Raw genomic sequence first — 26,324 nt, forward strand, 5'->3', positions numbered from 1 at the left:
ACAAAAAGTAAAATAAATATTCATAAAAATAAAAATAATTTAGACTTAGTTAGAAATGGCTAGGTCTTTTTATTATATAAAAATTTAATAAAGGATGTGATATATTTGGCAGTTATTGGAGTAGATAAAGGACATACTGTACAAAATGGTGGTTGTTGTGGTGCTTGTGGTTTATTAAAAGAGAGCGTAGAGAATAGACCTGTAGGAGATTTAGTAATACAAGGACTAAGATTAAAAGGTCATACAGTTATTGATTGTAGCTGTGATTATGCTACTAATTCAAGTAATCAATTATATAATATTGTTAAGAAAGCTAACGCCCAACCTTTAGATTTGTTTATTAGTTTACACTTAAACGCTTTTAATGGCAGTGGATATGGTGCTGAAATAATTACTACAACTACTACTTCACAAGAAAATAAAGAACATGCAGATAAAGTAATTAATCATTATTGTGATAAATTAGGATTTAAAAATAGAGGACACAAGTATAATAATAATTTATATGTATTAAGAAAAACAAATGCTAAAGCTATGTTGATAGAAATGTGCTTTGTAGATAATCAAGGAGATGCCAATAGATGGAATCAACTTGGACATCAAGCTATTGCTAATGCTATTATTGAGGGTGTTTTATATGAAGTTGGTGAATCTGAAATTGTTGAAGAGCCAAAGAAGGAAGAAAATAAACCACAAGTAGATAATACACCAAAACTAGGTTCATATGAATATGCCAGAAATTATGCTAATAAGAATTTAAATATTAAAGATATACAAAATAAACTTATATATTTAGGCTATAGTATGTCACCATATGGTGCTGATGGTAGTTATGGGAATTTAACATTTGATCAAGTTAAGAAGTTCCAAGCTGATACTGGATTGGCTGTAGATGGTAATGTTGGTAATATAACTTTAGCTAAATTAAATGATAAGTATAATGCAAAAATTCAAGCTAATAAACCTAAAAAAGTCTCAATAGGAAATCCCAAATGCTATGTTGAATGGTGTGCAAGATTACAAAAAGAACTAAACAGACAAGGTTTTACTGATTATCAAGGTAGAAGATTAATTGAAAATGGATGGTCAGGTAAATGTACATTAAGTGCCTCTCAAAAAACACCATTAACAGAAGGATGTCAAGGTAATATAACTAGACTTGTACAAGAAGCGTTGAAAACATTAGGATTCTACGATGGTATATTAGATGGAAAATTTGAAGGAAGAACTAAAGAAGCTGTAAGAAAATATAATCAACAATTAGGATATGGGAATAATGATCATAGGTTTGGTAATGGTTGTTGGAAGGCTATTTTAGGAATGTAGATATAAAACAAATTAAATGTAAAAGGAGAATGATAATATGAATATTCAAGATTTTTTAACACCTGAATTACTAGTATCTTTTATCGGAACTGTAATTATGGTTGAATTACTTGTTGGTTTAACAAAGGAGTTGCCATTAATAAAAAGAATTCCTACTAAATTATACACATTAATTTTATCAATGATACATTTGTTAATAATTAAAATTGGTTTAGGTACTGTTGATTTAACTATGTTAGGAATATATGTTTTATTCTGCAACGCTGTAGTTATTGCTGTCTTATTAACAGGTGGTTATGATATTGCCGTTGGAAAGATTAACGTAACTGGTCTAACTCAAAAGCAATCAAATAAATAACACAAATTAAATAGAATTGTAATTTTTTATAAAGAGTCTAGGGAGTATTTCTCTAGGCTTTTTACTAAGGTTATATTGTATAACCAATAAACAAGTAAAGGAGATGAAACTATTTTGAATAGAGAGTTAAGAAATTCATTTACTCAACATGGTATAGAAGAAATATTTGGCACTACGCAAGAAAGAGTTAATATGAGTGATGACATTAAAAATCAGTTACACACAGGCACAGTATTTATAGAAATTGATAATGGCGGAGCTAGATATGGTTTTGTAGAAGAAACAAAAACTTGGCACTTGCAAAGTAGTGGAGGTGGACAAATGTACGAAAATGCAACAACTGAAAAAGACGGGCTTATGAGCAAGGAGGATAAGACTAAATTAGATGGTGTAGCTGAAAATGCTAATAACTATATTCATCCTGAAAAACATCCTGCCAGTATAATAACTCAAGATGCTAATAATAGATTTTGTACTGATATAGAAAAGGGTATATGGAATGGTAAAAGTGATTTTAGTGGCTCGTATAATGATTTGACTGAAAAGCCAGTTATACCAACAAAAGTATCACAATTAACAAATGACAGTAATTTTTTAACATCTGTCCCTGCTGAGTATATAACAGAAACAGAATTGAATGCAAAGGGGTATGTTAATGCCGAACATACGCATACACAATACGTTGAAAAGGTAGAGGGAAAAGTTTTATCTACTAATGATTATACTACAGCAGAAAAACAAAAATTAAATGGACTTAATAATTATACTCACCCTGCTAATCATCCTGCTAGTATAATAACTCAAGATGCTAACAACAGATTTTGTACTGATGCTGAAAAAAACAAATGGAATGGAAAGCAAGATAAAATAGTAGCACAAAATGTTATAGCCGATTTATTACCTGAAGCTGATTTGCCTACTGTTATTACTACAGTTAATTCAATATTAGCTACATTAAGAACCGTAGGTATCATTAAAAATAGTTAATTTATAACTATATCATAAATAAATATAATTTACTATAAGCTGAAAAATAAATTTGAATAAATGGATTGATTGAAACTAGTAAGTAATTGGTTTGATTTAAACTTTTATCAAGATTTTTATTAGAGAGGGATATTGGAGGGCTACTACTACCCTCCTTTTTAATATTGTTTTAAATCTCTTATGAACTCTCTGTATATTTCGGGGTGTTCATTGAATTTAATTACTATCATATCAAGAATTTTACTCATTGGTTTCTTATGTTTTTTAGCAATTTTATTTAAGGAATCATATGCATCTGACCTAATTGTTGTGTGAATAACCTGCCTACCATTAGGATCTTTTAAATAAAATTTGCTATTTCTAACCTTAAAACCATTTATTTCAAAGAATTTATCTGTACTCATTGTGATTACCTCCTATCACCTCTATGAAAATATTAACATAATATTTCGTTATATTCAATTATTTCGCTAAATTTATGCTTGTTGAATTGCCAATTTTTAAGAAGTAGTTATTAATAAACAGTGATTTTATCAGGGGTTATGGGGGATTAAATAAATTAACAAAGCGAAGAAAGAAAGGACTGATTACATGGCGAGAAAAACGAATAGATTATTTTCAACTACAGATGAAGAAATAGCACAAATTAATCCTGCTAATATAGAATTAAGAGATGATTTTTTAGATTACATGGAAACAACAGACCATAGTGAATCAAGTATAATCACATACAGAAATAATATAGATATATTCTTTGTATATGTATTAAAACATTGTAAAAACAAAGACTTTGTTGATATTAAGAAGAAAGATATTATGAGTTGGCAAGGCTATATGGTTAAGAATGGGTTAAGTCCTGCTAGAATAAGAACTATTAAAAGTACAATTAGTTCAATGAGTAATTTTATTGAAAATGTTTTAGATGAAGAAGATAAATGGGAAGGTTTTAGAAATATTATTAATAAAATACCTGCACCAGTATTAACACCTGTAAGGAAAAAGACAATTTTAAAAGATGAACAATGTCAAGAATTGTTAGATTCCTTGGTAGAGAAGGGGAAATACCAACACGCTTGTGCTTTTGCATTAGCATGGGCTAGTGGCAGAAGGAAATCTGAATTACTAAGAATTAAAAGAAGTTATATTAATGATGAAAGTTTAATATATGGATCACTATATAAAACTCCTGAAAAGATTAAAACTAAGGGTAGGGGATCAAAAGGAAAAGCTTTAAATGTTTATATTTTGAAAACTAAATTCAAACCATATTTTGATTTATGGATGGAGGAAAGAGAAAGATTAGGAGTGCCTGACGATATCGATGAAATATTTGTTACTAATAGAAAAGGTGAGTGGAAACCTGCAAAAATATCTTTATTAGATTCATATGCAGAACATTTCGGAAAACGTCTTAATGTAGATTTTTACTTTCACTGTTTAAGGCATCAATTTACCACAGCACTTTCATTAGCTAATATTCCTGATAGTATAATTCAAGACTTGATCGGGTGGGAGTCATCGGACATGGTAAAGCTATACAAGGACGTAGAAGTTGACACTCAGCTAGAAAAATATTTTAGCGAAGATGGAATTAAACAAGTAGAGTCAGGGAGCTTATCAAACTTATAACCCCTACACATCAACCGTACGACATGTAGGGTATAAATAAAGGATAGTAGCAAATGGAAAACTGCTACATTTATATAGTGTGTAATTTTAAATAAAATATACAAAGAAAGGCGGTGTCTATATTGTGAGTTGGATATTAGGTATGTTGATAGTTAGTATTTTAATTAATATGTATAGATACGAACAAGCTTATAAGAATAAACGTTAAAGGAGGTATCTATATGAATGAAATGGGACAATTAGTAACAAATTTAGGATTCCCAATAGCTTTAGTATTATTATTACTATGGTTCTTTTATAAAAAGGTTTGGGGGTTAATTGTAGAACAAATGAATAGAATAACTAAAGTTAATGAGGAATTAGCTAAAACAAATAGAGAGTTATGTTCAAGTATTAATATTAAGATTGATACTGTTTCGCAAGAAGTTAAAAATGTAGGTAATAAAGTAGATAAAATTGCAGATGAGTTAAAATAAATAGGGATAGCTTATTGAAGGCTACCCCTACAATGAGACAATATGTAGTATACCAAGCCCTACATATTGATATAATTATATCAAATTAATAAAAATAAAGCAATAAAATACGGTTTTTAAAAACAAATTTTAGGGAGAAAATTATTAGTCTTTAATTAGATTAGTTGTTTTCTCCCTATTTTTTTCACGTTCATAAATACTTGAGAAATAGGTTTGAACGCATTATTATTCTATCCATATTGTATTAAATAAATACATAAAAATAGAAGTAATACTTGCTACAATTAATTAGTGTTAGTGTTTTTATATTACTTCTATTTATTGAAAGTATAGTACAGTATGTTAATATTATACCATTTTTAGAAAGATTTTATTCATCAATCTATACATTCATCAGTGGGAGATACCAATGTTTTCTGCATACAGATATATACTTTTCTTCACCTTGTATATCACCTACTATATTTTGTTCCCCACCCCTAATTATCTTTCCATCTACAACTCTTAGATGATGAGTAGCTTTAGAGTTACAAAATTCACAACTAGATTTGATTTCATACACACTATTGGCTTCAGCTAATAATACTTTAATACTATCAAATAATTCACCAGTATATGAGTTCTTTAATCCATAGCATATAACATTAATTTCTAGATCATCAACTATGCTTACAAGTTGCTTTATATGTTCTTTAGTAGCAAAATGGACTTCATCTACAAAAACACAATCAGGGGTTGCACCAGTAATTACCTTATAGTTTTCTACAATAGTAATTAAGTTGTTGTTATCGTTAAATTCTGTAGCTTTATGTTGTAATCCTACTCTACTTTTAATTAATCCTTCTCCACTCCTTACATCAAAGGTGGGTTTCAGCAATAAAACGTTCTTATTTTGTTGTTCATAATTATAAACGTTGGAAAGCAATGAAAGGCTTTTCCCACTATTCATAGCACCAAAGTAAAAATATAATTTTGCCATATTACTTCTTTCTCCTATATATTATTATTTGCATTAGTACAACAAAAGCTAAAATTATATTTAAAAATTGAGGCAATAACACGCTTAATGGATTATTGTTAATAACCATATTTGTTGTAGTACAAGTTAATCCTAATAATAAAATCACCCAAAATGATACCGACATACCTTCTGTATTGTGTGTTTTAAATAATTGTTTGATTTGCGGTAAATATGAAAAAACTAGAAAAATGCTTCCCAAACTTGCCAAGATACTTCCTATTAATAACATCTATATTTCCTCCATAAAAAATTATATATTTCATTCCAATTCATTCTTAATCCTTTGTATTTCTCATTCCATTTTTGATTAAAGGCTATATTAATTCCTTTAGTCCATGTTAAATTGTGCATAGCATCATCAATTAATACATCTCCCACTCTATCAAAAATGCTTTTATCTCCTGTTAATATTAAATGTTTATCAGCATCAAACCACTCAAAGCAATGTGATAGCCACTTAACCTTCTCATAAGTACAATATTTATTCCATTGAGGACAACTTAAAAACTTAATGTTAAATCCTTCATTATATAGCTTATTTACAATTTCAATAGCATTTTCTATTGGTTCTCCATATAAGAATACTCCTTGTACCTGTAATAGTTCCTCAAAATACTCTCTACTACCACAATCGGTATTAGTTATATAATCTTCCCACCACCAATTAGTATTTTGGGTATAATCATAATTTGTATTAAACTCTCTATTAGCTGTCTCAATGACTAGCTTCGAGAGGTTGTATAATGTTTCATCTATGTCTATGTAAACTGTCATATATTCTTCCTTTCTGTCTATATCAATTCATCTAATACTTCTTGGAAATTATCCTTTACTTGTCCCATTTCTAAAGCACAACCCATTGTATACTGATTGTACCCAAATGGTATTCTATTTCCTTGATACATATGTGAAGTACCTTTTCTAATATCGCTTAAATGCCCTACAAACTTCTTCTTTGGTATCTCTTGTAATATTTGTTCTAATGTATAGCCTTGTTCTGCTAAATTATGTATGTAATTGCACACCCATACTATTCCCGTCTCGGTAGCACAACCCAAATCAGTTTGATTACTCATATCCATTATTATTACATCTGATTCAAGTATTTCCTTTGTATCACCCCAAAATATATCTTCTGCTGTAGGTAACTTGGATTTATCATTACATGGTGCTAAAATAGGATTATATACATCATAATTAGTTAAATGTTCTAGCATGTTGCCTTCTTTTACTCTTTGGTTTACTTCGCTTTCACTAAATAGGCTACCACCTAAATACAATTTATTTTGTTTCATGTAATCTCTCCTTTATACTTTCTTAAATAACTATACCTTGTATAACGCTATAGTCTATTGTAGCTGATATTCCATCACCTAATATTAACAACTTATCTTCAGTATAAAATATTTCATTGCTGTTAAAATTAATTCCAATAGTTCTATTATTTGTAAGTTCTATATCAACTATGTCAAAACCATCATGTTTATATTGATTTATTAGATCTTGAATATTTTCTTTTTGCATTTATTTTATAACCTCCTTTATTTTTATTAATGTAATCCCTTATCTCCAACCTTATAAGGTTTTTGACCTTTATCTAAATTAATATATTCAGTTTTTACGCTTTTACCTCCCATATCTTCTATCTCTATAACTTGTTTTAATCCATATGATAAAAGATACTCTCTCCAATAATCTTCGTTTTCTTTTTCAGCTTCTTCTTTAGTTATATCGTTAAATTCATACATAAAGCCTTTTTCTTCACTTATTATATTTCTTACTATAAAGTCTATTAAATTCATTGTTTATTTCACCCCTTCTTAGAATTATGAACTAATTAAAATGGATTTTCAGTTTTTGAACTTCTTGGAATAAAATCATAGCAAACTCTTATTAAGAATTTATCTTTACTTTTACACCTTTCTGAATTTCTATTAATACATCGAATACACTGAGCATGTTCTTGTATTTTTCTTAAACTAACTGGTTTGTTCTTATCCCATTTATTTAATAATTCTTCTATTTTAAACATATTACTTATTTCTCCAATCACTTCGCATTTTCTACACATTATTTTCTTTAAAACTAGTTTTTTAAATCTTACAGATATCATTAGCTATCATACATGCTACTTTCCAATATGCTTGTAGTAAATCTTCTTCTCTAGTATCAAAAGTTTCATAATCTTGACCTTTAACTTTTACTAACCACAAAGCATATTGATTATATACAGTTAAAGATGTCTCTATTTTTGTTTTAGTCTTATCCTCTATAAACTTTCTTAGTTGTCCCTCAGTTAGTAGTGGAATTCCGTATAATTTTATATCATCTTTAAAGGTTTTAAATACTTCTAATTGGCAATTATTTATAACCAATACATTGTCTTGTTGATTGTTATATAAATTACAATATATATCTCCTTTGTTGGGTTGCCACCAATCTAAAAATACTTTTTGTACTTCAACTGGCTGTTCTTGAAACTGTTCTACTGTTATAAATTCCATATAATCCTCCTTATAGTTTATATAATTTTATTAACCAAGCTTTAGTTAATGTTTATTACTTAACTCCAAATTGTTCTAATAATAATTTATCTAGTTCTAAATTAACTTTCCACTGCATATCTTCAGGTAAAAATTCAACCATGGTTTCGTTAAAAATCATAGATTCCTTTATCAATTCTATAGTTCTATCTTTTTGACAATCTGTAAGTGCAACTATATGTAATTTCTCTTTTTCTTGTGATTGCTTAATACAACCTACTTTAATTTGATTATCTAGTCTTAACTCATCAGTTTGATTGTCTAACATTAATTCTTCAATACCTTTCATTACTCTTTTACCTCCATAATTTTAAATTCATTTCTTTCTACTACGTCAAATTCATTCATGTTAAATACTACGTTATTACCTATTAACTCTCTAATATCATCTTGTAAGTTGACCATAGCTTGTGATCTAAGTTCGTTATTACTTTGTATATCATTCTTAGCTATTTTCTTAATACGTTCATTAATTGAATTACACTCTGTAGGGGTAAATATATCTGCAAACATGCCAGTTTTACTATCTACGTCTGTGCTGACTAATTCAAACTTAACCAAATTTAATCTATTATTGCTAATTGTTATGTAAGGAACTCCCTCTTTTATTTCTACAGGAAGTTCGTTTAGGTCGTAAGCAAACATAAAGCTGTAAGTGTTAGTGCTTGTATAATGTCTTAGCTTTAGCTTACCCCATATGTTACCTAACACATCATCATCGAAATTGTCTTGATTATCATAAGTAACTTTTAGTGTTATTTCTCCACTTAATACATTTAAAGAGTGTTCTTTATTTAATTTAGTTATTATTTCATCTTCAGCTAGTTCACTCATGTTGTTTATATTCTCTATTGCTTGTACTGTATTCTTTTGTTTATTTTTATATCCTCTATAAGTATTCCATGTTACCATCATTAAAGTAAGTGATAAGGCTATTATTAAGCCATTAACTAACTTACGTTTCATTGTTTTAACCTTGTAATTTATGTAATTTCTCAGTTAAAGTTTTAATTTGTTCTTCTAGTGATTTAATTTGTGTTTTCTTTTGTAAATCTTCCTTTTCTTCTAATGTTACATTATAAAATTTATCTTCAAAATCCCAATAATCATGCTCATCACCATTCCAACTGTAGTTGCCAGTATAGTATTCTTTCCTTATAGTGAAACTAGGTGCTGACCAATCACAACCATGTCCACAACATTTATGTCTTGCGTCATAGTCCTCGTCATCTTCTGAACATGTACAATAACCCCAATTACGTTCATCTCTAATGAAATCTATTTTATAAGTAAAGTTTAAATAATTACAATCATCCTCGTCATCTTCTATGTCATAAAACCCAATTCTTAACTTTGCATAAGTCCAATAATCTTCCTCGTCAATGTTTTCAGTATCTATGTAATAACCATGATTTTTCAAATCTTCTAATAACTCTGTGCATTCATCTAAGCGTTGCTCTAATGGTGCTATTATAAATGGTATATCATATTGTTTGTTGATTACCTTTCTTTCTAACTCATCAATAACTTTGTTAATAAATTGTTGTTTAATCATTCTAAAATCCCCCTTAGATTTATATTTAATTTATGTTATTTTGGTTTTGATCTATTATCCTAATCGTTTGTTCTTTTATCTCATCTGTAACACAATTATCGCAATAACTTATCTTTGGATTTAACTTGTCCTTATACAAGGAATTATGACTTCTCTTGCATCTTTTACAATAATAACTATTAATACTTGTATGTGCTATGATTTTATAATATCTATCCATATCTCAACTCCTTTTCCTTTATTATGATTCCATTATAATCCATATGAAATACTGTGTCAAGCATATATTTAATTTATGTTAAAAGAAAAAAGGACAGACTTTGAATTGTGTCCATCCTTTTAAAATGTTGTTTTTATGAATTTTTATTTGTATCCCGTAGTCCCAAATCCTCCACGATTTGAATTTCCAAAAGACTCTACTTCTTCGAATTCTATTTCTGGCATTACTTCCATTATTCTAAATTGACCTATCTTATCTCCTTTGTGAATCCATGTACCTTTTACTTTAATTGCTCTTGGGAAAGAAAAAACTTCTTCCTTCGTTTCTTTAGTTTCAACAATAGTTTCATATTTAACATCTTTACCTTGTAAACAATATACTGGCATCATCCATTCATCATTATCTCCAATATATGAATCATCAACTACACCTACGTGGTTAGTTTGAATTATTCCCCACTTCTTAAATGTTGAACTTCTAGGTGCTAAATGCCCTTCCCACCCCTCAGGTAATTCTAATGCAAATCCTAATGGTATCAATCTTTGTTCTCCTGAAGGTACAAAAATATCTTCTCTTGAGTATACATCAATCCAATTACCTTTTGTTATCTTCTTTAATTTTGTTGCTCCATCAAAATACTTTATTCTTATCTTCATTACTCTTCTTCTCTCCTTAAATTTGCTATTAATAATCCTCCCATTACGTTACCGATTGTAACAAAGAACAGATTATTTACTATTTCTAAAAAATTATAATTATTTATAAACGCAAGACTCATATAAGTCATGTTTGCTACACCATGTTCTAACCCTATTAAAACAAAAATAGTTATTAAGAACCAACTCATTATATGATTTTTAGTCTTGGTGTAAGAATGTACCGCTCCACATACAAATATGTTACAAGCCAACCCACTAATAATTAATTGTATAGGCGATAATGTAAACTTAATTTGTATTATCGCAACAGCATCTATATTAATAATTTGAGATAATAAAATGGAGGTTGCCATACTACCAAATAAATTATAAATCCATATATTTATCAAATCCCATATATAATTTATGGTTGGTTTTGTATTATATAATGTCATTACCTTGCCTGTAAATAAGTTACAGTTAAATAGCAATATCAATCCCAAGCCAATATAGAATGTTGCACTTGCTAAGAATACATTATTAGTTTTAGCCAATGTAATCATGTAAGCAAAACAACCAATGCTTATGAATGATCCACCTAGAATTGATTTAATTGTACTTTTCATGTAATATCACATCACCTTTGTGTAAGCTTTTTGGTACATCTATTACTCTTTGATTACTTGAACCCCTATACTTTAATTTCAAATCTCTTTTTGATTTATCAAACTTACCATCTATTAACACATCAATATATTTAAGAATTTCAACTTTATCTTCTTTTTTAATTAAATCTTCAAATAAACAACCAGTCCAACACCATATATCAACATTTGTTTCACTTTTTATTCTTTTGACTAAATGTAAAATGGTATCACTATCTTGTTGCATAGGTTCTCCACCTAATATATTTGCATTTCTAACTTGTTCGTCTTGTAAGTATTTAATAAATAAATCTTCTGTATCATTAGTCCATTGATTTCCATAATTAAAATCTTTAGCAATAGTATTAAAGCAACCTTCACAATTATTGGTACATCCTGAAACAAAAAGGGTACTCCCCACATAAGGGGAGTTTGCTACATCATATCTTTTAATTTCTGCATAATTCATTATAGATGATAAACCCTTTCTTTTATTTCCTGTGTCCTTCCCTTTGACCACAGATTTGTACCAATGTAGCCACAAGTTCTTCTCATTACTTGCATTTCACTTTCATCTTTATTTCCACAGTTAGGACAGTACCATTTAAAATTATCATCATTTAACAATTCTCCTCTATATCCACATTTGTAACAAACATCAGGTTTTGTGTTTATTTCTGCATATTGCACATTATGATATATAAAGTTTATTATTTGTTCTATTGCTTCAGTATTTTTAGTCATATCAGGTACTTCTATATAAGAAATACAACCACCACTACTTATTGCATGAAATTGTGATTCAAACTTTAACTTTGAAAAAGCATCAATTTCTTCAGTTACATTTACATGATATGAATTTGTGTAGTATAACTTATCTGTAACATTAGGTATCTCACCAAACTTTTGTTTATCTATTCTGCAAAATCTATAAATTGTATTTTCAGCAGGAGATCCATAAAGTGCAAATCCTATGTTGGTTTCTTTTTTCCATTCATCACACTTATTTCTCATGTATTGCATTACTTCAAGTGCAAACTTTTCTCCTTTTGTAGTTGTATGACTAATACCCATCATTGCTTGAACCAACTCATATAATCCAACATAACCCAATGATATACTTGAATAACCACCATACAATAGTTTGTCTATAGTTTCACCCTTTTTAAGTCTAGCTATTGCCCCATGTTGCCATAGTATAGGTGCTACATCGCTTTTTGTTCCTTTTAATAAATTATGTCTTACCATTAAGGCTTCTTTACAAAGTTCTAATCTTTCATCAAACATCTTCCAAAACAAATCAAAATCACCGTTAGCTATGATACCTATTTGTGGTAGATTTATAGACACAACTCCTTGGTTAAATCTTCCATACCATTTATAATTTCCATTTTCATCTTTCCAAGGACTTAAATGAGATCTACAGCCCATCGGAGGGAATGCGTTACCTTCATAATTTTCTCTCATAATTTTAGCTGATTGATAATCAGGGACTAATCTCTTAACATTACACTTAGCACTTAGCTTAGTTATGTAATCATACTTTCCACCTTCTAGGCAGTTATGTTCATCTAAAAGGTATACTAATTTAGGGAAGGCTTCACCTATTTCTTGTCCCTTATAGTTCTTCATACCTTCAAGTCTTTGTTTAATCATTTCTTCACATATTAATGCCATTTCGGTTTCATATTCGTTTCCAACTTCAATTTCTAAATATATAGTTGCAAATGGTGATTGACCATTAGTTGAATTTAAAGTTGATAATTGATACCTAATTGTTTGAACTCCATTCTTTAACTCTTCCATTTCTCTATCTTTGGCTAATGCCTTAGATTCTTCTAGTGAATATCCTAAGTCTTGATAGTGATTTAAATACTTATTATATGTAACTCTTAAAAAAGGAGCTAAGTGTCTTATTGTGATACTTTGACCTCCATATTGAGATGAGGCAACTTGTGCCATTATTTGTGTTGTTACAGTACAAGCCGTTTCAAATGATTTAGGTGTTTCAACTAATTTTTCATTGATTACAGTTCCATTTTGTAGCATATCCTCTAGGTTAACCAAATCACAGTTATGGATGTTTTGTAATGTATAATCCATATCATGCCAATGCAGTATGCCTTCTTCGTGTGCTTGAACTATATGAGGTGGAATTAACTTTCTTTTAGCAATATCCTTCGATACTTCTCCTGCGATTAAATCTCTTTGAGTTGATGCCAAATAACCATTTTTATTAGAATTCTCCCTCATAACATCTTCATTTGTAGTATCTATTAACTTTAAAATACTCTCATCGGTAGTATTTATCTTTCTTTTGTATTCCTGAACAGCCCTGTATCCTTCATATGCTTTAGCTGTTTCAAACTGTTCATAGCTTATAAGTTCATTATATACATAGTTTTCAACATCATGTACGGTAGGTATATCACTACCTTCTTTAAAATACCATTCACATTTATCTGCTATATCTACAGCTATATCTTCTTCTACTATTCCACTACCATTTTTCATAGCCTTTAAAATTGCATTAACTATTCTGTTTGTATCAAATAGTTGAGTAGTATTGTCTCTTTTGATTATTTTCAAATTTAATCAGTCCTTTCTTATGTAAGATTTTGCGTAGTCACTATATGTCTTTAAAAATGTTATAAAATTAAAATCTAATTCAGGGTTGTCTTGAATGAATCTTAATTGAATATTGTCGAATAGTTCACTCAAGTTCTGTATTTCAGTTTCTTTCATATCTCTATAAAATGTTCTTATCTTTTGGGTATCATCTAGCAATTCTTTACGGTCAATTTCTTCTTGCATAATTAAACTCTCAATTCCCATTTAATACACCTTCTTTATATTTAATATTTGTTATAAAATTGTTCTTTTAAAAACTATTTTGAAAATCTTTTATTAAACCAGTCAATAACATCAATTTTATATAGTCTTTTTATTTTAATACAATCATAAGTTCCAACATAATATTGTCCATCAAAGACTATATCTATTTCCTTGTCTTTAACTTTATATTTCATATACTTCTCCCTCCTATTCCTTAATATATCCTTTAACCGTCTTTACGCCCATGTTGTTCACTCTTTTGTAATACTCTCTATTACTTTCACCTTGGTTTCTAGGTATAAACATATCTAATCTTTTAGGATTATTAAAACGACTAGATCCTCTATCTCTTACTTCATATGTAACTCCATCAATAACTATTTTAGTGCCTAATGGAAAATAATTTGAAGCTATCATTGTATGTTCCAATCTTTCTCCAAGACAGTTTACAGCCCCATATCCATTTTCACTATTTAAATCCGTATAATAAGTTAAAATAAATTCTTGTTTTTTAGGTGAAGTAATAACTTTATCTGTTTTCAATATGTAAGTTTTATTTAATTTATTCTGTCTATTTTCAAATACATTTACCTCTTTAGCAGATGTATCAGTTCTATAGTTTATCGCTGTTAAACATATAGCCCCAAGCAATAACAAACTATATAGCTTTCTCTGCATCAAATCCCTCCTTTAATCGCAATTCGGACAATACCATTCTGTCATAGTCTCACTACATGGCATTCCACAAATTTCTCCTCTGTCTTCTTCATAAGTGTATGATTCTAGTTCTTCTCCACACTTGATACATAATCTGTGAGTTGCACAATATCGTGATAATGCGTTTTGTAGATTAGTACTAAATTCATGGCTTGAGATAGATATAAATTCTTTAACAGTATCTATTCCATCTCTAACAAAATCGTGATCTTTTATTATTAGTTCGCATAAGTAATCGAAATCACTTTCTATATTAATCACCTCCTATGATTACTATAATATACCAATTAAATTATAATGTCAATGATATATTTAATATATGTTATTAAATCAAGCGTTTTACAAGCTTATTTAATCTCCTTTGGATTAATTTGTACTATTTTTACACCTTTGTGTTTAGCATAATGCACACAATTACCAGTTCCACTATTACTACCATCCCATACTGCAATTAAAATATCACAATTATCTACCATATAAGCATTTCTTATTTGTAGTTTTTGGGGATTATATTTACCTTCAGGTGTACTAGTTCTCTTATATTCATCTAATGTATCTACATATATAACTCTATCAGCTTGTTTCAATTGTTCTGTATATCTGTTAACATCATCCTTGTTAAACCATGCATTAGGTTGGTCTTTGAATGGTACAGCTATTATATTTTGAACATTATATTTGTCACAAACAACAACTGATTTAATATAATTTACTACATCAAAAGCAAATTGATCTACACCTAAAGCACCACCACTTATAAACACAAAATCATGTTCTTTTGAATTAACCATTATATCAGCTATTGTATTAAATAATGCCGTTCTTATCTTGTGATTCTTTGGGTTGTTCCAATCATACCCACCTAATTTATTTGGTCGGTGTCCCGTAAAAACTATCCTTAACATTTAACTCCTCCTATTTTTAATTATTCTACCTCAGCTTCTTCCCACTCCATTGTACCTTCATTTAATCTAAGCCAAAGATTTTGACCAAAGAAAAGACAATAAGCAAATATTCCATTTTGTCTGATTCTTAATTCATGTATTATTCCAGTATGCAATCCTAAAATATCTCTATATTCAACCTTTTCTTTAAATAATATATTTTTTAATATTTTTACTTTTTTAGAATCCACAAATATCTCCTCCTTTATAATTCACATCTTTCTATTTCATATCCGTTAAATTCCCTTGGTAACTCACTTTTTAGTCTACTACGTGCATTAAATTTTGTACGATTATTATTCTTAGATTTATTCTTTGTTGTGTTATTTGAATATTTCTTATTTGATATGTAATTCTTATTCACATATATTCACTTCTCTTTCAAATACCAATTAAACTTTAAGTTCTAATGTCTTTTAGATTGATCACTACAATAATCACAGGGCTTCTTTTTTGATTTACAGAATCCATTTGAAAAATCATAATCTGAACATGCACTATTTTTAATCTCAATTATGCTGTCAATATGGTTTCTCATTTGTTTCAATATTCCCATCGACAATGTCTTTAAATCATCGTTACAAAAAACTGTATATACTACTTCGTCAGTCCATCCTATTGAACAAGATTTTTGTTTAATTTCTTTCATTTATTTCACCTCCAACCCACTTACATTCATACTCCATAAATGGTTTTAATATTTTTTCTAATTCATCTTCTGATAATGTACAATCACAATCTGACCAGTCTATAAGTTTACCTCTTTGCCCTCTTATAAAACCATTCTCACAATGAACATTTTTATCGGATTTAAATATTATTGGCACAAATCTTCACTCCTTTTTATTTAAGATTAATATTTTTATATTCTATTTAAATCACTTATCAACCTTATCCTCTCACAATCATCTCTCCATCTACTATAAGCAATATCTTCATAATATTCTGTGGTTGCAATACTATCATATTCTTCGCTATGCCATTGTCTTTCCATTTCTAAATATTCTTCCTGTGTTAAATAAAATTTTAATATTTCACTCCTACATCCATAGACAATACAACTAGATTTAAATTTACTATCTTGTATCAGTTTATCAGCATCCTTGCTTATATAGTTACAATCTCCATCCCATGTTTCGTTTACACAGCCACTTCCATAACACATATTACATCACCTCTATATTTAATTTACTTTATAAAAGAATACTTTTAATTGCTATTTTTAATCTTCGTAGTAATCATCGTCGTCATATTCATCACTATCTGCAACTAAGTTATTGTATAGGTTAGTTGCACAAGCAGATGCAATATTTTTCTTAAATTCTTTATCTCTGTTCATTATGTCACTAATATAATCTATAATAGGATAGCTACTCAATTTACTTTCAACTTCTCTTGTTACTATTCTTTCTATGGCTTTATCTATTTTACTATTTAATTGTCTCTTAATTTCCTTTTCAATTAATCCATTTATTAAACTTTCATCTATATTCATTTATACTCCCTCCCTTATCTTATTCCTAATATACAGTAATCTTTATCCAATCCATAATTACCACCATATAATATGTAAGTTATTGTTTTAGTCATAATCCTACTGCCATAATTTTTACCATCAAACTCTCTTAACACTAAGGTATCACCTACTTGATATGGTCTATCATTCTTTCTTAACTCAAATGTTTTTTCTCCATTTTTTACTTGTGTGAAATATAAAGGTAATATTTTTAGTTCATGTACCATTTACTGACTCACCTCATCCTTTTCAATATCTTTTCTAATCAGTCTCTCGGCTAAATTTCTAGCATTTCTTCTACAACTTCTATAATCAAGTACTTCGTAAGTTTTTTCTTTGTCATATAAAGTTGCATGCTTTAACGTTACCTCAACTTCAAATTCATTTTCACAATATCTAGTAATAGTCGCCGTTCTTCCTTTTAAATTTACAGTTTCTACGGCTACCCCTCCAAAGCCTATTCCATCAGTAGATTCTATGCATTGCCATTGAAAGTCTCCTCTATTGGCAGATTCTAAATATCTATTTACACTCATTATATCGCTCCTTCCTCATATAATCTTTTATGCTGTTCATATGTCCTAGCACCATCTTTATCTAAAAACACAATTCCATAGTCCTTGTAATCCCATTCTAACAACTCTTCTAAGCCAAAGCATCCACCCGATACATATTGATCTGTTATTTTATCTCTTATTTCTATGCACCATTTCATTTACTCGTCTCCTCCTTATCTAACATAAAACAATAGACAATCTTCTAGTTCTACCATTCCGTTGAAATTGATTATATCCCCATCATCTATATCCCACGTAACAATAGGTTCATCTAGGCTTAACTTATTATCTATAATTATATCCTCTAATACTTTTACTATATCTGCATATTTTTTATCTTCTATACATAATTCTAATCCTTCACTATTTGTATATACAACCTCTGCATACTCAATATATTCAGGATTGTTTAATGTAAACTCTTTTGTAAAATAAGTAAAAGCTAACTTCTTATGCTTAAGTTCCGTTTTATGTGGGTTTAAATCTAAAAAATCTTTAACTGTAATCATTATTTATCTCCTTTTATATTTAATATTTGTCATTAAAATGTAATTTTTATAGTCTTCTTTTTAACAGTTCTATTCTCTTGTAGTGTTTTATCTTTTCTTCCAAAGTTTTATTTTCAAATGGAATTGTATGTGTTTCCATTTCTAATTGATATAATTCTTGAAACTTATCTAAATATTCACAAGTTACATTACTTACCTTATTTGGTTCAATTCCATTTTTTAATAGTAATACTTCAAAAACATCTTTGTCTTCCGCTCTTATACCACAAAGTTGTCCATCTAAATAAAATTTAAATATTTTCATTTATTTTTCACCCTCCTATTACTCTACTCTACAGCAATGAAAATTATCTTCACAAGCATCACATCTACTAACCGATTTATTATCTATGGCACAATAACCATCGTCATACACTTCACAGCTATCATCTTCTATAAAGTGTATACAAAAGTCACATAATGGTTCACATTCTTCGCTACATTTGATCATTTATCTAAACCACCTTTTCTACAAATTCCTTGCAATGAGTCTGCATACGACCTTCTTCGTTTTCTATACAAACTACATAATCATCAGCATCTATTACTTCGTAAACCTTACCTTCTATAATATCTAACTCATTGTCATCATTTATAATTCTAACTTTATCTCCAATATTAATAATATCTTTTAATTCCATTAATCAATTTACCTCCACTTCATTTATATCTATTTCTTCACAACCTTTTATAACCGTCCTATTGCCCTCTGTATCAACTTTAAATACATTCTTATAATCTGCCTTCATATCATTTAAAAATTTCTCTCTGACTTCATTAGATGTGCTAGAAAGGATTTTAACTTGCATTTTACTACACTTACCTACCCCTACTATGATTTCTTTAATCATTTATTTCATCACCTTGTCAACATTTTTCTTTAAGTCTTTAAAAGGTCTATACTCTTTAGCTAGAACTATTCTCATAAGGTTTGTTTGCATATTGATCTTACCCCATCTTCTTGCACTTATAATGTCTAAATTGTTCATATACTCAAATCGCTCATTTATTATTTTGACTATTTTCTTTGTTTGCCTTTTATTCATCCAATTCACTTCCTTTATTTAATTTATTGTTTTAATCCTCATAAACCTTGTTAATAATATTATTCACTTCTCTTGATAACTCCAATTTATTTATCTTTTCTTGTAAATATTCAATTGCTTCCTTTATTTCATTCTCAACTTCGTTCTTATTATATAAATTAACTCCATAATAAGGACTTTGATTGACCTCTTTTAAACTGTCCAATATGAAGTCTCTGCAAACATCTTCTTTGTATTGGGATAATCCATAATAGCCCTCTATTTTATTAACCAGTAGAACATCATTCTTTGAGTCAGCAAAAATATCACATATATATTCATTACCACCAAAACATTTTCGTTTATTAAATCTCATATGTAATCACTCCTTATTATTTACAACTATTAAGCAAGTTTCTATATGCTTCTATTTTACATATAGTATTATTTAGTATAGTTCTAAGTTCATGGACTTCACATAGAATGTTTCGAGTTGATATTGCATTAGTATATATTCCCAACTCCCTACACTCATTAATATTTTCGCTTATTTTTAATTGATATATAGATAAGGCTTTTGATAATATTTGAAGACCATCTTCGTTTAATCTTAGTTCATATACTTTATCGTTGTTCATTTTTATTCACTCCTTTTATTTAATTTGTTTTAATAAAACACCTAATTTAAAGACTTCTTATTTGCTTAATTAAGTCCTTGTAATAATTTATGTATCTTAAATTAGAATCAATTTCAACCTCAAGCATCCTATAATCTCCATACTTATCAATAAGAGATTTTCTTTCAATATAAGCTTCTTTAGAAAAAAAGCTTTCTTTATTTAACATTCTTCTCTTTGTAAGTTCATCTATCTTAAGTTTGGATATTACATATTTATTTCTTAGTATTTTATTTTTATTTTCTAGCTTTTTTATTAATTTATAAAGTTCATATTCACATTGTAAATTAGGATCAAGTTTCAATTCAAATAGACTCAGTCTACTCACCTCCATATATTTAACTTGCTTTCTAATAATTTAATAGCCTTCTCACATTCTTGGTCTTCGTTATTTAAACTCCATGCTATATTGAAATAACGATATGCCTTCTTATAATCATCAATCATAGAATATGCAAACCCTAAATTATAATAAGCATTTGAATACTGGTCGCTAATTCTTAATACTGATTTAAAAGCCTTAATAGCTTTATTATATTCTTTTATTTTTATGTAACACGTTCCCATATTATAATAGGCTTGTTCTGTTTGTTCATCATTATCTATACATTGCTTATATAGATCAATTGCTTTAGTATATTCTTTATTACTGTGAACCTCACATGACTAAAGTCACATGATTCTTGGGTAATACCTTCTATTGAAAGTAAATTTACCAAGCTAAAGGGTAGTCCCTACCCAATTAATCTTAATCCTTCATTTAATATATTAATACTAGCATTGACATCTCTGTCGTGATGTTCTCCACATATGGGACAAATCCATTCTCTTAGTCCTAAATTCTTAACTTCTTTGTTTTGATAGCCACAATTAGAACATAATTGACTTGATGGGTAATAACTATCTATTATAGATATTGTTCTTCCATACCATTTTGCCTTATATTCTAGCATTGTTCTAAACTCCGACCAACTAACATCACTAATTGCTTTGGCTAAGTTGTGATTCTTTAACATATTGCTTACTTTTAAATCTTCTAAACATATAATTTGGTTTTCATTAATTAATTCAGTTGATATTTTATGCAAGTAGTCAGTTCTAGTGTTAGCTATTTTCTCATGCAATCTTGCTAATTTTATCTTGTTCTTTTTATAATTACTTGAACCCTTCTTCTTTCTTGATAATGCTCTTTGTTGATATTTAATTTTACACTCTAAACTTTTTAAAAATTTAGGATTACCATACACAACTCCATCGCTAGTAATAGCAAAATCTTTTAATCCTAAATCTACTCCAACTTTATTATTACAAGGATTTAATTTAATATTTTCGGTATCTACTAATACACTTACAAAATATTTATTTGTATTGGTTTTGGATATAGTCGCACTCTTAATTTTTCCATTGAAACTTCTACTATTTCTAAATTTTATTAAACCCAACTTTGGAAATTTTATTTTATTATTAACAATTCTAATATTAGAGTTGACACATTGACTTCTAAAACTTTGTTTGTTATTCTTTTTAGATTTAAACTTAGGAAAGCCACTTTCTCCTTGCTTAACTCGTATAAAGAAATTCTTATATGCTTGGTCTAAGTCTTTTAATGTTTGTTGTAATGATATTGAATCAACCTCTTTTAACCAAGGATATTCATTTTTTAACCATTTTAAATCATTAGCATTAGAATTATAATTCAACCTTATTTTATAGTTTTCATAAGCATATTTTCTTTTAGCCAAATAGTGGTTGAACACAAATCTACAACTTCCTATGGTTTTATTTATAATATCTTCTTGTTCTTTATTTGGATATATTCTATATTTATAAGCTTTTAACATTTTATCACCTCCAATCTACAATTAATTGTAACATAGTGGTAACACCTTGTCAACTTTTTACTTTTATATTATAATTGAATTGAGGTGATTTATAATGACTATATCTAAAGATAATACTAGAACTCAATTAACTATATCTAAACAATTAAAAAAAGAATTAGAATCAATTGCTAAAAGTCAAAACAGAAGTTTTAATAATTTGATTATTACTATATTGCAATCATATGTTAAAAATTCATCCCACGACTAAAGTCATGGGTGTTCTTTTTAACATATAATAAAATTTATTTGCTTCTAATAAAATATAATCACCTCCTAAAAAAATAATAGGTAGTAACATTTTCTGCCACTACCTACATTGTAAATCTATTCCATTATAATGTCAACTGTTATATTTAATTTATGTTATATATTTTTAAGCTTATTTCTTAAATAGTAATAGAATGTTTTATAAATATATTCTCCACTACTATCTTTGTCAATAAATATAAAAGGTGAATTAAATTCCTCTTGAAAACTATGTAATGAAGCTACTAAACTATTAGGATTGATTTTAGTATTATAATTATGCTTTTTAATATCACCATAGCTATCATTTTCAATCATTAATCTAATTGACATCCCACCACGTTTAAATTCTCTTTTAAACCTATCTCGTCCTCTTGTAAAATTTCCTGATATTTCAGATAAACTATTTTTCCTTTCTATTGCTATTTCCTTTTCAAAAGATTGTTCTTCTATATCTAAACTTTCTATCTTAGGTATCTTAAAACTATAATCGCCAAAATCTAGTTTCTTTACTTCGTAAGGTATTTTATTTTGCTTTAAATACATTTTAATATGACTAAAATTTCTTTCACGAGAGTCTACTAATATAACTATATTCTCTAATATTTTCTTCATATCTTTATCTTTCATTATCCACCTCATATTCTGATATAATCTCATCAATGTTATGAATTACACTGTAAGAATTGATCCACCATTCTTGTTTACTTTGATCTTCTTCAAATATTGGTTTAACTTTACCATTAGCCAAAGTTTTCTCGCCTACTTTTTTATATCCAAATTTCTTCTGCATTGAATGAATATATATAACATCGTTCTTATGTAACTCTCCGTCATTATTCCAAAGTTTCTTATTTATTTTGCACTTTATACTTACTCCACTATTAAGACTATATGTATCAACAACAGGCGTATACTTCGTATTTATATCAGTTATCAATACATATTTTTTAGGTAATTTATTATTTTGATAGTCTATATATCCTAAATATTCTAAGTGTGCTTCTAATATCTCATTTATAGGTATTTCTTTATTAGGAATTTTAGATATAATTTCTTCTATTAATTCATCTTTATTGACATCCTTAAATTGTTTTTCTGTTTCAGAATTAGCATATTTTCTAACTAGTTCAATAGATAAATATTTAGGTAACTTTTCTTTTTTGAACTGTTTTTTTGTATATATGTTATCATAAATATTAACTATTCTTAATAGCTTATCTGTTTTTCCAAAACAATCAAAGAATGATAATTTAATTAGTATGTCTAGTTGCCTTGAGTTACAACTTGTATTTTCCTTTATATCTTTAAGTAGTTCAAAGAAATTATTATATTTATGTTGTTGAGATAATTCATATAATTCATTTGCAACTTTTTCATTTAAATTTTTAATAGAAGCTATTCCTTTGTATATAGAGTTGGTTTCTTTTGACATAAAATATTCTGATTTAGAATAACCAAACTTAGGAGACAGTATTTTTATCCCTCTACTATTTGCATAATCAATAATTTTAGTTGTTTTTTCTTCTTTGTCCTTATTGATATTTAAAGCCGTAGTTATGAATTCTAAAGGATAATGATATCTTAAATATCCACCAATATATCCTATATATGTATATGGAACTGAATGGTTTTCAGAAAACAGATAATCAGATGCATCTTTAATAATTTGAAGAAAATTCACAATTAATTCTTCTGAAACATCCTCATCAACTCCATATTTATTTTTCATTGTATTTTTAAATCCTTCTTTTATCTTTGGTATAAATTGCTCTGTTCCAGTCTTCTTAGCAAATCCCCTACGAACTACATCGGCTTCCCCCATTGTATATCCACAAAATTCATGTAAAAATGAAAGTATTTGTTCTTGATAACATAAAAAACCTGAAGTAGGTGCTAATAGTTTATTTAACGCTTCGTGACCATTATCTCTAAATTCCCCTCTTGACAATGCATCTCTATAAGAAGCCCCTGCCGGTCTAATAGCTCCATTACCCATAGCAACTAAATCTATATACTTAAAATTAGGATTTTTCTTTTTAATTTTATTTATTGTTTCATCGCTTAGTAAGGTTTTTAAAAACGCTCCTGCACTATCAGATTCCCATTGAAATATTAATGTGTTATCCTTAGCTATATCCTTCCACACTTCTTCTTCATCGGGTGTATTTTCAGGTATCAATCTGTCTATACCTGCCAGTTCGCAAGTTTCATTTATTAATTGAATATTATCTAAACCTAATATGTCTAATTTAACATAGTTTTGGGCATCTATAGATTTCATAGCTATCATGGAAACCGGATGTGTACATGTAGATATTGAACATAATCCCATATTTTCATCTAGTGGTATAGGACTAACTACTTGACCACAAGGATGAGTTCCTATTGACACTATAGTTCCATTAATAATATCAACATATTCAAATACTTCAGGATATTCTTTTCTCATTTTATCTTCATTTAATTCAACATTTTCACATATATAATTAGCTATTCTTAAATATTCTCCATTTATTATATTATCAACTTCTTTAGATGTATCATCAAGAGGTTTCCCATATGCTTCACATTGTCGGTTATATCGTTCCATAAGTTCTTTAGGCACAACGCTATAATTTTTACGATAAAGCCCTTTACATACATCTCTGACGCTTCCTTTTAATGCTACTGTATTAAAAGTTATTATATCAGCACAATATAAACCATCTTTGTTATATATATAATCTTTTACCAATTCCCTGTGATTAGGTTGCCAATCGGTATCTATATCTGCCAAACTAACTCTTTCTACATTCATAAACCTTTCAAAATTCATTCTATGCTTTATACTATCAATGTCGGTTATTCCAATTAAATAACATATTTCAGATCCTGAACAACTACCTCTACTATATCCACAGTAGTATTTATTATCTCTAGCCCAACTCTTAATATCTTCATCTAACAATAAAAAATCAACTGCTCCATTGTGTATGTAAGTATTTAATTCATTGTGTATTCTAGGAATATATTCTGTTTTATAATTTGGTAATTTGTTAACTCCTCTTTTAATAACACCTTCATTTATTTTTTTCTTTAAAACACTCAATGAATCATCATATAATTTAGGATATTTATAACTTGTATCTATTTTAAACTCTTCAATTTTATTATATAAAACATTAGTATTTTCTAATGCTTCATAAATTTCATCACTTGTAAATATATTTTGATTATGAAATAATTTAACTAATTCATCATAGGATTTTAAAGTTAAATCCCAACCTTCTTCATTGTCAAAATAAATATTTTTAGATTTTTGCAACAATTCTCTTCCTTTTGCATGTTTATCATTAAGACAATGAGTATCAGTTCCAACTATTAAAGGGATTCCATATATACGATTCAATTCCACAAGTTGTCTATTTAATGATATCTGTTGTTCAACTTGGTTGTGTTGTACTTCTAAATAACATCTTTCTTTATTGTCGAATAAAAAATTAATAAAATCTCTCTTTATAATATCGTTACCCTTCCCTAATATTCCTCCTAAACAAGCTGTAGTGATTAATACGTTGTCACTCGTTGCTTTTAGTTCCTCATATGTAATTCTTGGTGCATAATAATAATGACCATCTTCTCTGTTGAAGGCTTTTGAAATTAATCTATTTAATTCCTTAAAACCTTCAAAGTTTCTCGAATATAAACAACAATGGTAATTATCTCTTATCTTTTCATCTAAACTTTCTGTGATATAAGCTTCTACTGCATGAACATATTTAAGTCCATTCTTTTCACAATACTCCTTCTTCTTATACCACTCAAATAAAGATCCATGTTCTGTTATGCATATACCATTAACATTTAATGATTTATTATTTACTATTTCATCTATGTAATCATTATATGTAGTTACTGAGTCTATGTTAGTCACACCATTACTTAACATAGTATGACAATGTGTTATTGTATATTTATTTGAATTCATTGTGTAACC

49 protein-coding genes and 1 pseudogene are annotated in these 26,324 nt (G+C 28.2%); 6 read left to right on the forward strand and 44 right to left on the reverse strand.

The genetic code is table 11. The annotated features are described in order from the left end of the window. The first annotated feature begins 105 nt into the window (after positions 1–105). The 3 genes from I4V16_RS11445 to I4V16_RS11455 all read left to right on the forward strand — a co-directional run bounded on the left by I4V16_RS11445 (position 106) and on the right by I4V16_RS11455 (position 2,671). A complete protein-coding gene (locus I4V16_RS11445; RefSeq protein ID WP_195966761.1) occupies positions 106–1,326 on the forward strand; it encodes an N-acetylmuramoyl-L-alanine amidase in 1,221 nt (406 codons plus the stop codon). A gap of 37 nt (positions 1,327–1,363) precedes the next feature. Then, complete coding sequence (locus tag I4V16_RS11450) at positions 1,364–1,684, forward strand: hypothetical protein (RefSeq protein ID WP_195966762.1); 321 nt, start codon at positions 1,364–1,366, stop codon at positions 1,682–1,684. 114 nt (positions 1,685–1,798) lie between these two features. Then, the gene (locus tag I4V16_RS11455) at positions 1,799–2,671 is read left to right on the forward strand and encodes a hypothetical protein (protein ID WP_195966763.1); all 873 of its coding nucleotides are present in this window, start codon (positions 1,799–1,801) and stop codon (positions 2,669–2,671) included. Positions 2,672–2,829: 158 nt separating this feature from the next. On the opposite strand, the gene I4V16_RS11460 is transcribed toward I4V16_RS11455, so the two are convergent. After that, positions 2,830–3,075, reverse strand: coding sequence for a hypothetical protein (locus tag I4V16_RS11460; RefSeq protein ID WP_195966764.1), 246 nt, complete (start codon positions 3,073–3,075; stop codon positions 2,830–2,832). Between the two features lie 187 nt (positions 3,076–3,262). Here I4V16_RS11460 and I4V16_RS11465 point away from each other — a divergent pair, with 187 nt between their 5' ends. After that, positions 3,263–4,300, forward strand: coding sequence for a site-specific integrase (locus I4V16_RS11465; protein WP_195966765.1), 1,038 nt, complete (start codon positions 3,263–3,265; stop codon positions 4,298–4,300). A gap of 221 nt (positions 4,301–4,521) precedes the next feature. Beyond that, on the forward strand, positions 4,522–4,776 hold the full coding sequence (locus I4V16_RS11470) for a hypothetical protein (RefSeq protein ID WP_195966766.1): 255 nt from the start codon (positions 4,522–4,524) through the stop codon (positions 4,774–4,776). Positions 4,777–5,158: 382 nt separating this feature from the next. On the opposite strand, the gene I4V16_RS11475 is transcribed toward I4V16_RS11470, so the two are convergent. From I4V16_RS11475 to tnpB, 41 genes and pseudogenes are all read right to left on the reverse strand, one after another. Further along, complete coding sequence (locus I4V16_RS11475; protein WP_195966767.1) at positions 5,159–5,755, reverse strand: thymidine kinase; 597 nt, start codon at positions 5,753–5,755, stop codon at positions 5,159–5,161. A gap of 1 nt (position 5,756) precedes the next feature. Continuing rightward, a complete protein-coding gene (locus I4V16_RS11480; RefSeq protein ID WP_195966768.1) occupies positions 5,757–6,026 on the reverse strand; it encodes a PQ-loop domain-containing transporter in 270 nt (89 codons plus the stop codon). Then, positions 6,017–6,571 carry a hypothetical protein gene (locus I4V16_RS11485; RefSeq protein WP_195966769.1) on the reverse strand — a complete coding sequence of 185 codons (555 nt, stop codon included), beginning with the start codon at positions 6,569–6,571 and terminating at the stop codon, positions 6,017–6,019. Before I4V16_RS11485 ends, I4V16_RS11480 begins: the two co-directional genes overlap by 10 nt. Positions 6,572–6,588: 17 nt before the next feature. Next, positions 6,589–7,092: a nucleoside 2-deoxyribosyltransferase gene (locus tag I4V16_RS11490; protein WP_195966770.1), complete on the reverse strand. Its 504-nt coding sequence runs from the start codon at positions 7,090–7,092 to the stop codon at positions 6,589–6,591. Between the two features lie 22 nt (positions 7,093–7,114). After that, positions 7,115–7,321, reverse strand: coding sequence for a hypothetical protein (locus I4V16_RS11495; protein ID WP_195966771.1), 207 nt, complete (start codon positions 7,319–7,321; stop codon positions 7,115–7,117). A 26-nt stretch (positions 7,322–7,347) separates the two neighbouring features. After that, complete coding sequence (locus I4V16_RS11500) at positions 7,348–7,599, reverse strand: hypothetical protein (protein WP_195966772.1); 252 nt, start codon at positions 7,597–7,599, stop codon at positions 7,348–7,350. A 35-nt stretch (positions 7,600–7,634) separates the two neighbouring features. Then, positions 7,635–7,829 (reverse strand): hypothetical protein, encoded by a 195-nt coding sequence (locus I4V16_RS11505; protein WP_099327874.1) that lies wholly within the window; start codon positions 7,827–7,829, stop codon positions 7,635–7,637. Positions 7,830–7,890: 61 nt separating this feature from the next. After that, positions 7,891–8,301: a hypothetical protein gene (locus I4V16_RS11510; protein WP_195966773.1), complete on the reverse strand. Its 411-nt coding sequence runs from the start codon at positions 8,299–8,301 to the stop codon at positions 7,891–7,893. A 55-nt stretch (positions 8,302–8,356) separates the two neighbouring features. Beyond that, positions 8,357–8,629: a hypothetical protein gene (locus I4V16_RS11515; RefSeq protein ID WP_195966774.1), complete on the reverse strand. Its 273-nt coding sequence runs from the start codon at positions 8,627–8,629 to the stop codon at positions 8,357–8,359. Continuing rightward, the gene (locus I4V16_RS11520) at positions 8,629–9,306 is read right to left on the reverse strand and encodes a hypothetical protein (protein WP_195966775.1); all 678 of its coding nucleotides are present in this window, start codon (positions 9,304–9,306) and stop codon (positions 8,629–8,631) included. Before I4V16_RS11520 ends, I4V16_RS11515 begins: the two co-directional genes overlap by 1 nt. 4 nt (positions 9,307–9,310) lie before the next feature. Then, positions 9,311–9,895 carry a hypothetical protein gene (locus tag I4V16_RS11525; protein ID WP_195966776.1) on the reverse strand — a complete coding sequence of 195 codons (585 nt, stop codon included), beginning with the start codon at positions 9,893–9,895 and terminating at the stop codon, positions 9,311–9,313. Between the two features lie 25 nt (positions 9,896–9,920). Continuing rightward, on the reverse strand, positions 9,921–10,115 hold the full coding sequence (locus I4V16_RS11530; RefSeq protein WP_195966777.1) for a hypothetical protein: 195 nt from the start codon (positions 10,113–10,115) through the stop codon (positions 9,921–9,923). A gap of 143 nt (positions 10,116–10,258) precedes the next feature. Further along, positions 10,259–10,771: a deoxyuridine 5'-triphosphate nucleotidohydrolase gene (locus I4V16_RS11535; protein WP_195966778.1), complete on the reverse strand. Its 513-nt coding sequence runs from the start codon at positions 10,769–10,771 to the stop codon at positions 10,259–10,261. After that, complete coding sequence (locus tag I4V16_RS11540) at positions 10,771–11,379, reverse strand: formate/nitrite transporter family protein (RefSeq protein ID WP_195966779.1); 609 nt, start codon at positions 11,377–11,379, stop codon at positions 10,771–10,773. Before I4V16_RS11540 ends, I4V16_RS11535 begins: the two co-directional genes overlap by 1 nt. Next, positions 11,363–11,866, reverse strand: a complete 504-nt coding sequence (nrdG, locus tag I4V16_RS11545; protein ID WP_195966780.1) for an anaerobic ribonucleoside-triphosphate reductase activating protein — start codon at positions 11,864–11,866, stop codon at positions 11,363–11,365. Before nrdG ends, I4V16_RS11540 begins: the two co-directional genes overlap by 17 nt. After that, positions 11,866–13,986, reverse strand: coding sequence for an anaerobic ribonucleoside-triphosphate reductase (gene nrdD / locus I4V16_RS11550; RefSeq protein ID WP_195966781.1), 2,121 nt, complete (start codon positions 13,984–13,986; stop codon positions 11,866–11,868). The genes nrdG and nrdD overlap by 1 nt, the downstream gene beginning before the upstream one ends. 6 nt (positions 13,987–13,992) lie before the next feature. Then, positions 13,993–14,232, reverse strand: a complete 240-nt coding sequence (locus I4V16_RS11555; RefSeq protein ID WP_195966782.1) for a hypothetical protein — start codon at positions 14,230–14,232, stop codon at positions 13,993–13,995. A gap of 53 nt (positions 14,233–14,285) precedes the next feature. Continuing rightward, positions 14,286–14,426: a hypothetical protein gene (locus I4V16_RS11560; RefSeq protein ID WP_195966783.1), complete on the reverse strand. Its 141-nt coding sequence runs from the start codon at positions 14,424–14,426 to the stop codon at positions 14,286–14,288. Between the two features lie 13 nt (positions 14,427–14,439). After that, positions 14,440–14,910, reverse strand: a complete 471-nt coding sequence (locus I4V16_RS11565) for a hypothetical protein (protein ID WP_195966784.1) — start codon at positions 14,908–14,910, stop codon at positions 14,440–14,442. 12 nt (positions 14,911–14,922) lie between these two features. Continuing rightward, positions 14,923–15,210, reverse strand: coding sequence for a hypothetical protein (locus I4V16_RS11570; protein ID WP_195966785.1), 288 nt, complete (start codon positions 15,208–15,210; stop codon positions 14,923–14,925). Positions 15,211–15,296: 86 nt separating this feature from the next. Further along, on the reverse strand, positions 15,297–15,854 hold the full coding sequence (locus tag I4V16_RS11575; protein WP_195966786.1) for an SLOG family protein: 558 nt from the start codon (positions 15,852–15,854) through the stop codon (positions 15,297–15,299). Positions 15,855–15,874: 20 nt separating this feature from the next. Next, complete coding sequence (locus tag I4V16_RS11580; RefSeq protein WP_195966787.1) at positions 15,875–16,084, reverse strand: hypothetical protein; 210 nt, start codon at positions 16,082–16,084, stop codon at positions 15,875–15,877. 14 nt (positions 16,085–16,098) lie between these two features. Continuing rightward, positions 16,099–16,257 carry a hypothetical protein gene (locus tag I4V16_RS11585; protein WP_195966788.1) on the reverse strand — a complete coding sequence of 53 codons (159 nt, stop codon included), beginning with the start codon at positions 16,255–16,257 and terminating at the stop codon, positions 16,099–16,101. A 42-nt stretch (positions 16,258–16,299) separates the two neighbouring features. After that, positions 16,300–16,542, reverse strand: coding sequence for a hypothetical protein (locus I4V16_RS11590; RefSeq protein ID WP_195966789.1), 243 nt, complete (start codon positions 16,540–16,542; stop codon positions 16,300–16,302). Then, positions 16,529–16,720, reverse strand: coding sequence for a hypothetical protein (locus tag I4V16_RS11595; RefSeq protein ID WP_195966790.1), 192 nt, complete (start codon positions 16,718–16,720; stop codon positions 16,529–16,531). The genes I4V16_RS11590 and I4V16_RS11595 overlap by 14 nt, the downstream gene beginning before the upstream one ends. A 35-nt stretch (positions 16,721–16,755) precedes the next feature. Then, entirely contained in the window at positions 16,756–17,058 is a 303-nt protein-coding gene (locus tag I4V16_RS11600; protein WP_195966791.1) for a hypothetical protein, read from the reverse strand. Between the two features lie 57 nt (positions 17,059–17,115). Continuing rightward, positions 17,116–17,388, reverse strand: coding sequence for a hypothetical protein (locus I4V16_RS11605; protein ID WP_195966792.1), 273 nt, complete (start codon positions 17,386–17,388; stop codon positions 17,116–17,118). Positions 17,389–17,402: 14 nt separating this feature from the next. Further along, the gene (locus I4V16_RS11610; protein WP_195966793.1) at positions 17,403–17,636 is read right to left on the reverse strand and encodes an ASCH/PUA domain-containing protein; all 234 of its coding nucleotides are present in this window, start codon (positions 17,634–17,636) and stop codon (positions 17,403–17,405) included. Further along, positions 17,637–17,945, reverse strand: a complete 309-nt coding sequence (locus I4V16_RS11615) for a hypothetical protein (protein WP_195966794.1) — start codon at positions 17,943–17,945, stop codon at positions 17,637–17,639. Then, positions 17,945–18,124 (reverse strand): hypothetical protein, encoded by a 180-nt coding sequence (locus I4V16_RS11620; protein ID WP_195966795.1) that lies wholly within the window; start codon positions 18,122–18,124, stop codon positions 17,945–17,947. The genes I4V16_RS11615 and I4V16_RS11620 overlap by 1 nt, the downstream gene beginning before the upstream one ends. 15 nt (positions 18,125–18,139) lie before the next feature. Continuing rightward, positions 18,140–18,475, reverse strand: coding sequence for a hypothetical protein (locus tag I4V16_RS11625; RefSeq protein WP_195966796.1), 336 nt, complete (start codon positions 18,473–18,475; stop codon positions 18,140–18,142). 46 nt (positions 18,476–18,521) lie between these two features. Beyond that, complete coding sequence (locus I4V16_RS11630) at positions 18,522–18,779, reverse strand: hypothetical protein (protein ID WP_195966797.1); 258 nt, start codon at positions 18,777–18,779, stop codon at positions 18,522–18,524. Positions 18,780–18,797: 18 nt separating this feature from the next. Beyond that, the gene (locus tag I4V16_RS11635; protein WP_195966798.1) at positions 18,798–18,965 is read right to left on the reverse strand and encodes a hypothetical protein; all 168 of its coding nucleotides are present in this window, start codon (positions 18,963–18,965) and stop codon (positions 18,798–18,800) included. Between the two features lie 4 nt (positions 18,966–18,969). After that, the gene (locus tag I4V16_RS11640; RefSeq protein ID WP_195966799.1) at positions 18,970–19,155 is read right to left on the reverse strand and encodes a hypothetical protein; all 186 of its coding nucleotides are present in this window, start codon (positions 19,153–19,155) and stop codon (positions 18,970–18,972) included. Positions 19,156–19,158: 3 nt separating this feature from the next. After that, the gene (locus tag I4V16_RS11645) at positions 19,159–19,365 is read right to left on the reverse strand and encodes a hypothetical protein (RefSeq protein ID WP_195966800.1); all 207 of its coding nucleotides are present in this window, start codon (positions 19,363–19,365) and stop codon (positions 19,159–19,161) included. Further along, the gene (locus tag I4V16_RS11650; protein ID WP_195966801.1) at positions 19,366–19,560 is read right to left on the reverse strand and encodes a hypothetical protein; all 195 of its coding nucleotides are present in this window, start codon (positions 19,558–19,560) and stop codon (positions 19,366–19,368) included. A gap of 31 nt (positions 19,561–19,591) precedes the next feature. After that, positions 19,592–19,915, reverse strand: a complete 324-nt coding sequence (locus tag I4V16_RS11655) for a hypothetical protein (RefSeq protein ID WP_195966802.1) — start codon at positions 19,913–19,915, stop codon at positions 19,592–19,594. A gap of 16 nt (positions 19,916–19,931) precedes the next feature. Then, the gene (locus I4V16_RS11660) at positions 19,932–20,177 is read right to left on the reverse strand and encodes a hypothetical protein (RefSeq protein WP_195966803.1); all 246 of its coding nucleotides are present in this window, start codon (positions 20,175–20,177) and stop codon (positions 19,932–19,934) included. 46 nt (positions 20,178–20,223) lie between these two features. Beyond that, positions 20,224–20,544, reverse strand: a complete 321-nt coding sequence (locus tag I4V16_RS11665; protein ID WP_207745430.1) for a hypothetical protein — start codon at positions 20,542–20,544, stop codon at positions 20,224–20,226. Next, positions 20,541–20,855 (reverse strand): annotated as a pseudogene (locus I4V16_RS11670) (tetratricopeptide repeat protein); the annotation flags it as partial. The pseudogene I4V16_RS11670 and the gene I4V16_RS11665, both read right to left, overlap by 4 nt. Before the next feature lie 95 nt (positions 20,856–20,950). Next, entirely contained in the window at positions 20,951–22,057 is a 1,107-nt protein-coding gene (tnpB, locus tag I4V16_RS11675; RefSeq protein ID WP_195966806.1) for an IS200/IS605 family element RNA-guided endonuclease TnpB, read from the reverse strand. Positions 22,058–22,151: 94 nt separating this feature from the next. Here tnpB and I4V16_RS11680 point away from each other — a divergent pair, with 94 nt between their 5' ends. Further along, on the forward strand, positions 22,152–22,307 hold the full coding sequence (locus I4V16_RS11680) for a DNA-binding protein (RefSeq protein WP_195966807.1): 156 nt from the start codon (positions 22,152–22,154) through the stop codon (positions 22,305–22,307). Positions 22,308–22,462: 155 nt separating this feature from the next. Here the strand turns inward: I4V16_RS11680 and I4V16_RS11685 are convergent, their stop codons facing one another. Next, positions 22,463–22,975, reverse strand: a complete 513-nt coding sequence (locus I4V16_RS11685) for an ERCC4 domain-containing protein (RefSeq protein WP_195966808.1) — start codon at positions 22,973–22,975, stop codon at positions 22,463–22,465. Next, positions 22,965–26,315 carry a PHP domain-containing protein gene (locus I4V16_RS11690; RefSeq protein WP_243282801.1) on the reverse strand — a complete coding sequence of 1,117 codons (3,351 nt, stop codon included), beginning with the start codon at positions 26,313–26,315 and terminating at the stop codon, positions 22,965–22,967. The genes I4V16_RS11685 and I4V16_RS11690 overlap by 11 nt, the downstream gene beginning before the upstream one ends. Between the last annotated feature and the right edge of the window lie 9 nt (positions 26,316–26,324).

The sequence above is a fragment of the Clostridium sp. 1001283B150210_160208_E6 genome, from assembly GCF_015669365.1.
Classification (GTDB): domain Bacteria; phylum Bacillota; class Clostridia; order Clostridiales; family Clostridiaceae; genus Clostridium; species Clostridium paraputrificum.